General features: G+C 36.7%; 15 protein-coding genes and 1 pseudogene. All 16 read left to right on the top strand.

Annotation, left to right across the window (positions count from 1 at the left end; genetic code table 11):
- The first annotated feature begins 44 nt into the window (after positions 1-44).
- The 16 genes and pseudogenes from MVE64_RS01725 to cuyB all read left to right on the top strand — a co-directional run bounded on the left by MVE64_RS01725 (position 45) and on the right by cuyB (position 12,052).
- Positions 45-479 carry a PAS domain S-box protein gene (locus MVE64_RS01725; protein ID WP_247343176.1) on the top strand — a complete coding sequence of 145 codons (435 nt, stop codon included), beginning with the start codon at positions 45-47 and terminating at the stop codon, positions 477-479.
- Between the two features lie 53 nt (positions 480-532).
- Positions 533-1,585 carry a sigma-54 interaction domain-containing protein gene (locus MVE64_RS01720; RefSeq protein ID WP_247343174.1) on the top strand — a complete coding sequence of 351 codons (1,053 nt, stop codon included), beginning with the start codon at positions 533-535 and terminating at the stop codon, positions 1,583-1,585.
- 328 nt (positions 1,586-1,913) lie between these two features.
- Positions 1,914-2,252, top strand: a complete 339-nt coding sequence (locus MVE64_RS01715) for a cupin domain-containing protein (RefSeq protein WP_247343171.1) — start codon at positions 1,914-1,916, stop codon at positions 2,250-2,252.
- A gap of 24 nt (positions 2,253-2,276) precedes the next feature.
- Positions 2,277-3,056 (top strand): SDR family NAD(P)-dependent oxidoreductase, encoded by a 780-nt coding sequence (locus MVE64_RS01710; RefSeq protein WP_247343169.1) that lies wholly within the window; start codon positions 2,277-2,279, stop codon positions 3,054-3,056.
- A 35-nt stretch (positions 3,057-3,091) separates the two neighbouring features.
- Positions 3,092-3,588, top strand: a pseudogene (locus MVE64_RS28050) (3-hydroxyacyl-CoA dehydrogenase family protein); the annotation flags it as partial.
- The gene (locus MVE64_RS01695) at positions 3,586-4,044 is read left to right on the top strand and encodes a 3-hydroxyacyl-CoA dehydrogenase family protein (RefSeq protein WP_247346920.1); all 459 of its coding nucleotides are present in this window, start codon (positions 3,586-3,588) and stop codon (positions 4,042-4,044) included. The pseudogene MVE64_RS28050 and the gene MVE64_RS01695, both read left to right, overlap by 3 nt.
- Positions 4,045-4,056: 12 nt before the next feature.
- Positions 4,057-4,995 carry a cyclase family protein gene (locus tag MVE64_RS01690; protein ID WP_247343163.1) on the top strand — a complete coding sequence of 313 codons (939 nt, stop codon included), beginning with the start codon at positions 4,057-4,059 and terminating at the stop codon, positions 4,993-4,995.
- A gap of 33 nt (positions 4,996-5,028) precedes the next feature.
- Positions 5,029-5,880 carry a beta-keto acid cleavage family enzyme gene (locus MVE64_RS01685; RefSeq protein ID WP_247343161.1) on the top strand — a complete coding sequence of 284 codons (852 nt, stop codon included), beginning with the start codon at positions 5,029-5,031 and terminating at the stop codon, positions 5,878-5,880.
- A 132-nt stretch (positions 5,881-6,012) separates the two neighbouring features.
- Entirely contained in the window at positions 6,013-7,497 is a 1,485-nt protein-coding gene (locus MVE64_RS01680) for a sodium:solute symporter family protein (RefSeq protein WP_247343158.1), read from the top strand.
- A gap of 14 nt (positions 7,498-7,511) precedes the next feature.
- A complete protein-coding gene (locus MVE64_RS01675; protein WP_247343155.1) occupies positions 7,512-7,655 on the top strand; it encodes a hypothetical protein in 144 nt (47 codons plus the stop codon).
- Positions 7,656-7,844: 189 nt separating this feature from the next.
- A complete protein-coding gene (locus MVE64_RS01670) occupies positions 7,845-8,840 on the top strand; it encodes an amidohydrolase family protein (protein WP_247343153.1) in 996 nt (331 codons plus the stop codon).
- A 149-nt stretch (positions 8,841-8,989) separates the two neighbouring features.
- The gene (locus MVE64_RS01665; protein ID WP_247343150.1) at positions 8,990-10,342 is read left to right on the top strand and encodes an MFS transporter; all 1,353 of its coding nucleotides are present in this window, start codon (positions 8,990-8,992) and stop codon (positions 10,340-10,342) included.
- A 325-nt stretch (positions 10,343-10,667) separates the two neighbouring features.
- On the top strand, positions 10,668-10,877 hold the full coding sequence (locus tag MVE64_RS01660; protein WP_247343147.1) for a hypothetical protein: 210 nt from the start codon (positions 10,668-10,670) through the stop codon (positions 10,875-10,877).
- A gap of 31 nt (positions 10,878-10,908) precedes the next feature.
- The gene (locus tag MVE64_RS01655; RefSeq protein ID WP_247343145.1) at positions 10,909-11,091 is read left to right on the top strand and encodes a hypothetical protein; all 183 of its coding nucleotides are present in this window, start codon (positions 10,909-10,911) and stop codon (positions 11,089-11,091) included.
- A gap of 19 nt (positions 11,092-11,110) precedes the next feature.
- Complete coding sequence (locus MVE64_RS01650) at positions 11,111-11,308, top strand: hypothetical protein (RefSeq protein ID WP_247343142.1); 198 nt, start codon at positions 11,111-11,113, stop codon at positions 11,306-11,308.
- Positions 11,309-11,362: 54 nt separating this feature from the next.
- Positions 11,363-12,052, top strand: a complete 690-nt coding sequence (gene cuyB / locus MVE64_RS01645) for a cysteate racemase (protein ID WP_247343139.1) — start codon at positions 11,363-11,365, stop codon at positions 12,050-12,052.
- The last annotated feature ends 155 nt before the right edge of the window (positions 12,053-12,207 follow it).

Here is a 12,207-nt window from a genome sequence, read left to right as displayed (position 1 = left end):
AGTAAAATAATTGTAAACACAAAAAGTAAACTAGGAGGTCAACAATGGAACATACGCTTTCCATCACAATCAGTTCTGATCATAAAAAGATGCTCCATGAAATCGTTAATTGTACAAAAATGAAGGAAAATGAAATTTTACAAAAGCTAGTGGAAGATTATTATTCTAGTATTAGTGGAAGCGTTGGCTCACCTAAATCAAAGCTAACATCTAAGCCTGTTATTATCGATGGCTTTGACATCGGTGATGAAGTATCAGATGGAATTATCGTGATTGATAACAAAGGAATTGTTCTTCGCATTAACAAAGCCTACTCAAAAATAACAGAAATACACGAGAAAAACATCGTTGGAAAACATGTTCAAACATTTGTTGATCAAAAGTACTTTAGCAACTCTGCCTCATTATTAGTATTAAAAGAGAAAAGAAAGGTGTCTATTTTATCAACCGTTACGGCTAATAAAAAAAGGTTTTATTAACAGGAACCCCTATTTTTGATAATAATGGTGAAATACAGCAAGTTTACACGATTATGAGAGATTTAACCGAGCTCATACGATTAAAAGAACAACTTGAAGAAAAGGAAAAGGAAAATATTCGATATTATGAAGCTCTAAAATACTTTAACGAAAACAAAAACAAAACCGATTTTATTGGTCAATCTCCCGCGATTTTCCAGATTAAAAGCTTAATTGAACAGGTTTCACAAACAGATGCAACAGTTTTAATTACAGGAGAAACTGGAGTAGGAAAAGAAGTCATTGCAAGTGAGGTTTATAAAAATAGCTCCCGAAAAGATCAGCCTTTTATTAAAGTGAATTGTGCAGCTATTCCTGAATCACTACTAGAATCTGAATTATTTGGGTATGAAAGGGGTGCGTTTACAGGAGCACAACAAAAGGAAAAGTTAGGATTGTTTGAATTAGCAAATAGAGGGACCCTTTTATTAGATGAAATCGGAGAAATGCCAATAAAGCTGCAATCAAAGCTACTACGCTGTCTTCAAGAAAAAGAAATAACTAGAGTAGGAGGCACTCGTCCAATCAAAATTGATGTACGGGTCATCGCAGCAACTAATCAAAACATCTTAAAGCAAATAAAAGAAGGATTATTTAGAGAAGATCTTTATTATCGATTGAATGTGATTCCAATAAAAATTCCACCATTAAGAGACAGAAAAGACGATATTTACTTGTTACTTCATTATTTTCTTGAAAAATTTAACAAAAGGTATAATAAACAGAAAAAAATAGACCCAGAGACTGCTGATTTTCTAACAACCTATCATTGGCCAGGAAATGTTAGAGAATTGGAAAATACGATCGAGAGGTTAGTTATCATTAGTGAAAATCAATACATAAACGTTGATCAAGTTATCTTAACATTAGGTGATGAAAGCACTTCAAATAAATTGTCGCAACACTCAACTTTTTCCTTGAAAGAAGCAGTGGAAAAAGTTGAAAAAGAACTTATTTACAATGCACTTAAAAAACACGGTAGTACCCACAAGGCAGCGAAAGTACTAGGAGTGACGCAACCTACAGTCGTGAGAAAGGCAAAAACATTAGGTATAACAGAATGGTAAAGTGTAGATGTGATACAAAATCGTATCAGTTGATACAAATTTGTATCAGTTAAAAGAGCTTACTAGATATACATAAATCAAGCGTAATAGAGACAAGAACCTGATACATTTTTGTATCGGGTTTCTTTTTTTATCATGCTTCTTTCAAAACTGTTAGAGGTGGTTAGAACATTGAGTTATAAGGGTTTAATAAATTTTTTAATGTGAAAGTTCGATTTGGCACACTACTTGCTATTAATAAAAGTGTAAAGAGAATGTTGCTTCTATTTGTCCGGTACTTACAAAGTACATAAAAATAGAAAATCGTTCTTGAAAGGAGGTGAAGGAAATGAAAGCGGTTAAATTCAGCGAAGTAAATCCATATAAAGCACCCTTACATTTTGATTGTTCCACTTTAAAGCTACACGGCACGGAAGAAACGGGAGCTACAAAGTTTTGGATGGGAATGACTCATTTTCTTCCTAATGGTGGAGCTGACTATGCTTATGAAGATTCACCAACCGAGAAAATCTATGTGGTGTTAGAAGGAGAGGTTGTTATCGAAACAAAGACGGAAAGAGTGGTCTTAAAAAAATATGATAGCATCTTTATCCCGCCATTTGAAGGTAGATCGATTATTAACGAGACAAATGAACCAGCCACAATGTTGGTTGTTGTTAATTACTAAAAATGATAAAGGATGATTATTGTGGTGAATCAAGATTTCGTGAACAATCTTTATGATATTAAAGGAAAGGTCGCTATTGTAACTGGTGCAACTGGAGCACTCGGAAAAGCAGCAGCATGGGGCTTTGCTTATGCAGGTGCAAAGGTGATGTTAACAGCAAGAACTCAGTCTAAACTTGAAGCTCTCTATGATGAGATGAAGGCGCAAGGACTAGAATGTGCCTATCAGATAGGAGACCCAATAATAGAAAGTGACGTTGATCATGTTGTTGCTGCAACGGTGAAAGAATTTGGTGGAGTTGATATTTTACTTTGTGCAGCAGGAATGAATAATCCAAAGCCTATCCTAGAACAGCCAACCGAAGAATGGGAAGCAATAATGGATGCCAACATAAAAGGAACATGGCTGTACTGTAAAAAGGTTGGGCAAGTCTTAAAGGAACAAGCTAGAGGTGGAAAGGTCATCCTTGTTTCTTCAACTAGAGGAAAGCTTGGTATGAAAAATTATACCGCCTACAATGCATCAAAGGCAGCGATTGATTTGATGGCAAAATCACTGGCTTGTGAGTGGGGTGAATATGGAATTAATGTAAATGCCATCGGTCCAACTGTATTCCGTTCAGATCTAACAGAATGGATGTTTACGGATGACACAGCACGAACAAAGTTCTTAACACGAATTCCAATTGGTAGATTAGGAGAACCAGAAGACTATGTGGGTGTTTGTAATTTCTTAGCTTCATCTGCTAGTAACTTTATAACAGGAACTACCATTTATGTGGATGGGGGATACTTGGCTGGTTAAAAACATAGTAGCCAATCGGCCAAGGAGGGAACATCTTGAATACGAACTTAATTAAAGTAGCCATTTGTGGATCAGGGTTAATGGGTAGTGGAATTGCCCAAGTATTTGCTAGCCATGGAGTTTCTGTCTCGATCTATTCTGTAGAAGATTCAGAAGCTGAGGTTTTGAAAAAAGTAGACTCTAATTTACGTATGTTAGTAGAAAGAGAGTCAATTACGGCAGAGAAAGCACAAAAAGCCTATCCCGGTTAAAGGTCACGAATGAATTGGAAAAGGCTGTGGAGAATGCTGAATTAATTGTTGAATGCATTCCGGAAGATATGGAATTAAAACAGTCTCTTTTTGAAAGATTGGATTTGATTTGTGATCCACATGTTATTTTAGCAACAAATACATCAGTTATGAGTATTACTGAAATTGCAAAAAAAGCGAAAATAAAAAACCGTATTCTCGGCACACATTTTTGGAATCCAGCGTTTTTAATACCGTTAGTAGAGGTTGTACGTACAGACGACACTTCAGAAGAAGTTATAGAGCGCACGATAAACATTTTAAATGATGTTGGTAAACATCCAATTCGTGTAAATAAAGATGTTCCAGGTTTTGTTGCTAATCGCCTTCAGCATGCCTTATGGCGAGAAGCAATCTCGATTGTTGAAAATGGAATTGCTGATGCAAAAACCGTTGATGAATCGATTAAATATAGCTTTGGCATGAGGCTTCCCGTGCTTGGACCAATTGAAAATGCTGATATGGTTGGGACCGATTTAACCCTAGCCATTCATCACTATCTATTAGAGCATCTCGAAAATTCAACAAAGCCTTCTCCATTATTAGTAGAAATGGTTGAAAAGGGAGAGCTTGGTTTTAAGTCAGGCAAGGGCTTTCAGCAATGGCCAAAGGAAGAAATCGCAGAATCTAAGCGAAAGTTAAATCACTATTTAATAGATGTAGAAAATAAAAATCAATCAGATCAAAAGATAAATTAGGAGGAATTTACAGTGGGTAAAAAAGTATTAGTTGATTTAAGTCATCCTTTTCATGCAGATATTCCGGTATGGCCGTATTTTGCCAAGCCTAAAATTGACACGATGCATAACCTTTCGAAAAGTGGGGTTCTTACTCAAAAAATAGATGTTGTGATGCATTGCGGTACCCATGCAGATGCTCCGCGTCATGTAATGGAATACGAGTTTGACGGCAGTCGAGCACGTTATACCCATGAAATGCCTTTGGATGCTTATTATGGCGATGCCGTTTGTCTTGATATTCAGGTGGAGCGTTGGGGCCTGATCAAAGCATCACATCTTGATGATGCATGCAAACGAGCAAACATTAAACCAGAAGAACTTAAGAACATGGTTGTTTGCTTACGAACAGGTATGCACCTAAAGTTTGATGAAAGCAAGGAATACTATCATTATTCCTGTGGTACGGGAAGAGAAGCTGGAGAATGGTTCGAAAAATATCAGCCAAAATGTGTCGCGATGGATATGCAAGCTCTTGATCATCCACTTCATACAACAATGGGCAAAAATGGAGGATCACTTGCTATGGATCTTGATGGTTATTCTGGTAGAACCATTACAGAAGAATACATTGAGCAGTTTGGAATTGAGGCTTTTGCCGAATTTAACAAAAAAACGTACATCGAAACATTTGGATCAGAAAAATATATGCAAACCTTCGGGAAGCTTGAAGAACATGGCTTAGAAGGAACTTGGGAGCCGTGTCATAAACTCATGTTAGGAAACGGAATCGTAGGAATTGAAAATCTCGGTGGAGATCTTGATAAAGTTGTAGGCAAACGCTTTAAGTTTATGGCTTTCCCAATTCGTTGGTGGTTAGGCGATGGTTCAATGGTTCGTTGTGTGGCAGAAATTGATGAAGATGATGTAAATGATGCTCCAGAGCGTGTTTATCCATTCGGAGCGTTTTAATAAAAATTTTCTATAAAAGGTGGGGAAGAGAAATTGGGAGAGTTTGATTCAAAAGTCATTTTAACCGTAGCACCTACTGTACTTTGGCCAACAAAAAAAGAAACACCGTATGTTCCCCTGCAGCCTGAGGAAATCGCGGATGAAGTTTATGCTTGTTATCAAGCAGGAGCCTCCATTGCTCATATTCATGTCAGGGACGATGAAGGAAACGCCTCGATGAGCTTTGAAAAGTTTAAAGAAACAGTGAAACTAATACGTGAACGTTGTGATATCGTGCTGAATTTGACCACATCTGGTGGAATCGGATTGACTGACGATGTGCGAATAAAGCCATTTGTTGAGTTAAAACCTGAAATGGCCTCGTTTGATTGCGGATCAATGAATTGGCAGCACTCAACTGTATTTGAAAATAGCCCTAAGTTTTTAGAAAAACTCGGGCAAACCATGCAAGAACATGAGGTAAAGCCGGAAATTGAAATTTTTGATGCAGGAATGGTTTATAATGCCCTCTATTATTTGAAAAAAGGAATTTTAAAGGCACCACTACATTTTCAATTTGTATTAGGTGCTGCTGGTGGAATGGCGGCAACAGTTGAGAATCTAGTGTTCTTAAAAAGCTTAATTCCTGAAGGATCAACGTGGAGCGCGTTTGGAATTGGGAAGGGACATTTACCAATTCTTTATGCAACATTAGCATTAGGAGGACACTTACGCGTTGGTATGGAGGATAATATCTTTTTTGCTAAAGGGCAATTAGCAAAATCGAATGTAGAGTTTGTAGAAAGAACAAAAAGAACAGTAGCTGAAATTGGAATGGAAATTGCTACTCCAGATGAAGCAAGGAGTATGTTAGGTCTAAAGGTACCATCAAATATGAACCAATAATACAAAAGGTACAATGATTACAAATGCCTCTTAGTATGACTCATCATCGTTCGTTTTCTAAGAGGCATTGATTGTACCAGCATTACCTTGGGTGAAGAGGAACAGTCATTCGAACGGTTTGGAGGAATGATGATGAATTATACAGTGTTAGCTGTTGTTCTTTTGTATGAAATCATTTCGGTAGTTGGAATTGGGATCTATTTAGCTCGTGTTTCTAAGAAAGGACAGGACTCCTTTTTATTATCAAACCGAGATTTGCCAACCGCAATCGTCGGGGTAACGCTTGCTTTAACTGTTTTAGGTTCAGCTCATGTATTTGGATTGATGGAGATGGCGTGGAATATCGGAATGGCGAGTATGTGGTTTTCGTTTGCTCATGTTGCATTAATTTGTGTAATTTGTTTAGGTACGGGAAGATGGGTAAGAAGATTGCACATTTCTACTGTCCCTGAGCTAATTGAATTGCTCCTGGGAAAAAGATTGAGAATTGCCGTAGCCTGTGTGATGGCTGGCTCTATTTTCGGATTGCTTTCAATGGAAACACAAACGATCGGAATTGCTTTTTCAGCGATGACAGGCTGGTCGATCCATCAAGGGATGGTATTAGGAGCTGTACTAGGGATTTTATATGTCATTATTGCTGGGATGAAGGAAATTGGCTGGGTTAATTTAGTTAACACAATTGTGATGTATTTGGGTGTGATTGTTGCAGCAATCTATCTCACCTTTGCTTTACCGGGAGAAGGGTGGAAGGAAGTTTCCGACTTTCATACCTTAAGTCAAGGTCAAGAATTTATGGTGAATATAATGGGTAATCCATCTATATGGCTTACTTTTGCATTAGCAAATATGATAGCGGTTCCATTCGCTCAAGGCATCAGTCAAATGGCTTTGCAAACAGCGATGTCGGCTAAAAGTGAGAAAGTAGTAAAAAAGACGTTATGGATTGCTGCACCGATTAATGGTATGTTTGGAGTGTTTGCTGTTCTTGTCGGCTTAGCAGCAAAATCGATTCCAGAATTTGCAGCGTATGGCCCCAAGATGGGTGGACCGATGCTTTTAGTTACGTTATTACCCGATTGGTTAGTAGCTTGGTTGTTAGCTAGCTTCCTTGGTGCGTTACTCTCTACGTTTGCTATGAATGCAATGGCACCAGCCACAATTTTTGTGAAGGATATTTATGAAAGATTATATGAACCTCATTTAAGTGAGGAAAGGACGACAAAGTTCGCTCGTATCATGATTGTGATTTTAGGGATCGTATCTGTTGCTGTTGCCTTTACATTGCCGCAAATCATTAATGGTGTAACATGGTTGTTTGGTTGGCTTGTTCCTGTATTTTGGGTGGTTATTTATGCTTTATTTTGGAAAAGAAGTACAAAAGCTGCCGGGATAACCCTAGCAATTACATGGGTTATCAATCTCTTATGGTCTTTTTCTCCTCTACCAACAATTCTTCACCTGCAATTTTTGCAAAATGCTGTTGTAACATTCATTTTAGCTATTGTTTTGGGAGCTGCTCTTCATTATTTTATGGAAGGAAAGCCTGGTTTTTTTAGAATGGAGAAAGAAAAGCAAGAACATGAGCGTCAAAAGCTGAATGAGCAAACTGCCTAAATAGGGGGAAAAGCATGCTATTAGTAGAAGCCACGATAGAAACGGCTGTAATCATCTGTATCATTTGTGGAATTGCAAGTTTTGTTGGATTTCTGGTAGATAAGAAGGCACAGAAAAAAATAGATTATGAACAGGAAAAGGTGAGATTGGATGGGTGAACTATTATGGATGTTAGGAATCGTAGGAGTTATGTTAGCTTATGCAGTTTGTGCGTTTTACTTTTCATTTAAAGCGAAGAAGAAATCATAATATGATACCTTTCTCCAAAAATATCAATACTTTTATAGTATATTGAAAGGGCTTACATCGCTATACAGATTATATTTTTACTAAAGGAGAACGAAATAATGAAAAAAATAGATTTTGAAAATCATTTTTATGATAAAAGCTTTATTGATGTTTTAACAAAAAGACAACAGCCACCTCTCTATGATCCAACAACCCAGGTTCTTACTTGGTCGGAAGGAATTACGATGCCTCAAAATGTCCTTTTACCTCAGCTATTAGAAGTAGCAGAAAAGCGTAGTATGCTGATGAAAGAACATGGTATCGATATGGCTGTATTAAGCAGCTCGCCAGGTCTGGAGCAGCTTGAAATTGAAGACAGCATCTTTCTGTGTCAGAAGGCAAACGACACTTTAGCAGAAATAATCAAAAAATATCCAACACAATACTTAGGAAGCGCCGTTCTACCTGTAAAAGATCCTGTAGCGGCCTGTAATGAATTAGAAAGATGTGTGAAAGAATATGGATTTGTGTGCTGGCACACCCATTCTAATTATGGTGAAACGTCTCCTGATGAAGAGCTGTACCGACCAATTTTCAGAAAAGCAGTGGAACTTGGTGTTTATGTATATTTACATCCGCAGCTTCCAAATGGAGGAAGAACAGATGGCTATGGCTTTACCGTAGCTGGACCTGGTCTTGGATTTACATTAGATACGATGGTTACCATTACGAAAATGATTGTTTCAGGTCTTTTTGACGAGTTACCAGATTTAAAGGTAGTTCTTGGTCACCTTGGCGAAGGAATTCCTTTTTTACTAGAACGTATGGATAATCGATTGAATTTCCTCCCTAACCCGCAAATTAAATGCAAGGAAGAAGCTAGTTATTATTTTAAAAATAATATTATGGTAACAACTAGTGGGAATATGTGTAAAGAAGCTTTTGCTTGCACAAAGAATGTTCTGGGGATAGACAGCATCCTTTTTGGTAGTGATTATCCATATGAATCTCTTCCAGATATGATGGAGTTTTTAGCGAATGTTCCACTTACAGATGTAGAAAAAGAAAAACTTTACTATCAAAATGCCGTTGATAAATTGGGGATTAACATCTAGTTTTTGACAGAATAGCAAAGCACTAGCTCATGATCTAGTAACTTGTCTACTATTGTCCTTCATTTTCATTATCAAAATAGTTGATGAAAAAATGTTAATAGAGAAGTGAAAGAACTTATAAAAGCTTACTCAATTTAAGGAGGAAAACAATGTCCACGATGAATGGTTATGAAATCATTGCTAAAAGTAAATTTAGTAAATTTCATCTTTATATGTTTCTCTTATTTTTCATCATAATGTCTTTTGATGGATATGATATGGTCATATATGGTGCGACTCTGCCAGTCCTATTCGAAGCATTAAAAATGGATCCGGCACAAGCTGGGTTAATTGGTAGCTGTGCACTTATAGGTGCCGCCGTTGGAGCCTTATTCTTTGGCTTCATGGCAGATAAAATCGGCCGAAAAAAAGTAATTATCATCTGTACCATTCTTTTTAGTGTTGGAAGTATTTTATCTGGTTTATCAAGTACAATCTATACATTTGGTTTCTTTCGATTTGTTGCCGGCTTAGGGGTAGGCGGAGTTATGCCAAATGTTGTGGCACTAACTACAGAATATTCTCCACGAAAAAACAGAGCGATTATGGTGGCAGCTATTTTCTCGGGTATGCAGGTAGGTGGAATACTGGCAGCCGGAATGACGATGTGGCTATTAGGTGAAGTAGGTTGGCGGGTTTTATACTTTATTGGAGGCGCCCCATTATTTATTGTTCCTCTCTTACTCAAATCATTACCAGAATCAGCAAATAGTTTAGTTAAAGGTAATAAAATAGATGAACTAAAACGTATTTTAAATAAGCTGGATCCCACTTTAATTTTACCAAAGGATGTAACCTTTGAAGGAAATGATGAAGAGAAAAAATCTTCTATTAAATCATTATTCAGTGAAAATAGAACACTGAGCACAATTTTTATCTGGGTTGTATTTTTTATGAATATGTATATGATCTTTGGCTTAGGTACTTGGCTGCCTCAATTAATGATCAATGCCGGATTCGGACTTGGTTCAGGTTTGTTGTTCCTACTTACGTTAAATTTAGGAGCTCTTTTTGGTAGCAATATTGCTGGTGTCGTTGCTGATAAAATTGGATACAAACCTACACTAGTAGGATTATATCTCATTGCTTTTCTATCTATCTTGTTATTAAGTATAACGACAAATTTCTACGCTGTTATTATTCTTGTCGCGCTTGCAGGAATTGGATTTTATGGAGGGCAAAACGTTGGAAATGCATATGTTTCTCTATTTTATCCTCCGTCGATGAGATCAACTGGCATGGGATTTGCCTTTGGTCTAGGAAGATTAGGTGCCATCTTCGGCCCTGTTATCGCGGGATTTATCGTTTCTTGGGGAATGGCTATACAAGTCAACTTTTTAGCTTTAGCTATCCCTGGTCTTATTGCTGCCGTTTCTGTATTAATGATTCAAGAAAAACATAGTTATCTTTCACAAGCAAATGATGTTCAAAATTTAGGAGATGATGGGATAAAAGCTATTTAATACCACTTAAAAGTGTTAAGGTGAATTTTAATGATGGATGGGTAAAAACAACGGTACCGCACAATGCAATCATTGTGCGGTTTTTCGTCTTTTCTTAGAAATAACAAACTACATAATGATGAAATTCTTTTATAGAATAAATCCGCTTAGGATTTAATTGTGCCTTGACCTTCCTTTATATGGAGTACGAAGGGATTATTCTCATTTTTCTTGTTGGGACAGGGAACCTGTCCCTTGTTAAATTAATTTATTCTAGTAAAATAAATTTCTACCAATTTTAGTTAGTTAACATAAGGTAAATATATATGTATAAAGGAGGATTCTTATGTCTTATAAATGCAATGATTCTGTTAGGAAAAAAGATGACTTTAAACTTGACTATGAAAACATTGCCGAAATTTCTGATAGTGGTAATTCAGAAAATGAGATTAATATCTTCTCTCAATCTGATGCCGATTCAAAATCAATCGTAAAGGCAGATGCAGAGCAAGAGCAAGAACAGGAACAAGAAATCATAATTGAAGAAGAAGGATAACTTTAGAATATAGTTAATAGGAGGAATATCAATGTGCGGAAATTATCGTGACTCTAAGGATGATGAGAAAGGGAAAAACGCTGCAATTATTCAAAATAGCGGTAACTCAAAAAACTGTATTAATGTATACGCAGATTCTAAAGCAAAGCAAAATTCCATTGTTAAGGCTAAGGCGGACCAAGAGCAGGAGCAAGAGCAAGAAATAGATTTTTAACAAGGAGAGGTATAAAGCAATGAGCAATGATCATGAAGAAAGCTATAAAGCTCAATCAAGAATTGAGAAAAGCGGAAATTCGGATGTTGATGTGCACATTACAATTGATCTTGATGTAAAACCCGTTGCATTTGCCATGCTTTATTCACTTCTAGCGTCTCAACAATTAACATCTGATCAGTTTGAAGAAGCCATAAAGAGATTGCAAGAATTATAGTGCTTATTTAATAAAAAGGAGGACATCCTAAAGTATAGGAGCCGAGTCGAATATATGAAAACAATTGGTATACTCGGAGGAATGGGGCCATTTGCAACAGTTGACTTATTTCAAAAGATTGTCATAAACACCCCTGCATGTATTGATCAGGAACATCCCAAAATCATTATCTACAATAATCCTACAATTCCTCCACGTATCTTTCATACAACAGAAGAGAATTCCCCATTATCTGATTTAATTCAAACTGCAATAGTGCTAGAGCAAACAGGTGCCGATTTTATCATTATGCCTTGCCATACAGCTCACATTTGGTATGAACAAATTAAAAATGCTATCAGTATACCTTTTTACAGCTTAATTGATGAAACGGTAAAAGCAATGAAAGAAGAATATCATTCTTCGAAGAATAAAAAAGCCTTACTTCTTGCAACTTCACATACCATTTCTTCTAAGTTGTATCAAAATGCCTTTTCTAACTCTGATTTTGAATTGCTTATACCAAACAGGAGAGAACAAATTATCGTGGATTCAACGATTAAAGCGGCAAAAAAAGGAATGATTAATACGCATTCGGTTGCTGAGCTCAACTTTGTTATTAACTCCTATTATAATCAAGGAGTTTCTTTATTGATGGGCTGCACGGAAATCCCGCTTATGTTTTCTTATTTCACTACAGAAATGAAGATGATTGATCCAACCTTGCTGCTAGCGAAATTTGCAATAAATCAAGCGCTAGAATAATGAAATTAGCATTCTAATAAGAGGATTTGTTTCACTTATCATGTGCTTTCTAAAGGAGAAATACACCACTGTAATTGGTATGTAAAAACTAACATTTGCAGGTTCATTAAGACTAGCTTGAAGACATATACACCTGAAAGCCTCTAGTTGTTTAT

It is taken from the genome of Metabacillus endolithicus (assembly GCF_023078335.1).
Classification (GTDB): domain Bacteria; phylum Bacillota; class Bacilli; order Bacillales; family Bacillaceae; genus Metabacillus; species Metabacillus endolithicus.
This window is presented reverse-complemented; position numbering and strand designations above follow the sequence as displayed.

What these genes read in the sequence shown, in the direction of transcription:
- MVE64_RS01670 (WP_247343153.1), top strand. Translation starts at nt 7,845, where the DNA reads ATGAAAAAAATAGATTTTGAAAATCATTTTTATGATAAAAGCTTTATT.
- MVE64_RS01720 (WP_247343174.1), top strand. Translation starts at nt 533, where the DNA reads ATGAGAGATTTAACCGAGCTCATACGATTAAAAGAACAACTTGAAGAA.
- MVE64_RS01725 (WP_247343176.1), top strand. Translation starts at nt 45, where the DNA reads ATGGAACATACGCTTTCCATCACAATCAGTTCTGATCATAAAAAGATG.
- MVE64_RS01715 (WP_247343171.1), top strand. Translation starts at nt 1,914, where the DNA reads ATGAAAGCGGTTAAATTCAGCGAAGTAAATCCATATAAAGCACCCTTA.
- MVE64_RS01660 (WP_247343147.1), top strand. Translation starts at nt 10,668, where the DNA reads ATGTCTTATAAATGCAATGATTCTGTTAGGAAAAAAGATGACTTTAAA.
- cuyB (WP_247343139.1), top strand. Translation starts at nt 11,363, where the DNA reads ATGAAAACAATTGGTATACTCGGAGGAATGGGGCCATTTGCAACAGTT.
- MVE64_RS01675 (WP_247343155.1), top strand. Translation starts at nt 7,512, where the DNA reads ATGCTATTAGTAGAAGCCACGATAGAAACGGCTGTAATCATCTGTATC.
- MVE64_RS01665 (WP_247343150.1), top strand. Translation starts at nt 8,990, where the DNA reads ATGTCCACGATGAATGGTTATGAAATCATTGCTAAAAGTAAATTTAGT.
- MVE64_RS01655 (WP_247343145.1), top strand. Translation starts at nt 10,909, where the DNA reads ATGTGCGGAAATTATCGTGACTCTAAGGATGATGAGAAAGGGAAAAAC.
- MVE64_RS01650 (WP_247343142.1), top strand. Translation starts at nt 11,111, where the DNA reads ATGAGCAATGATCATGAAGAAAGCTATAAAGCTCAATCAAGAATTGAG.
- MVE64_RS01680 (WP_247343158.1), top strand. Translation starts at nt 6,013, where the DNA reads ATGAATTATACAGTGTTAGCTGTTGTTCTTTTGTATGAAATCATTTCG.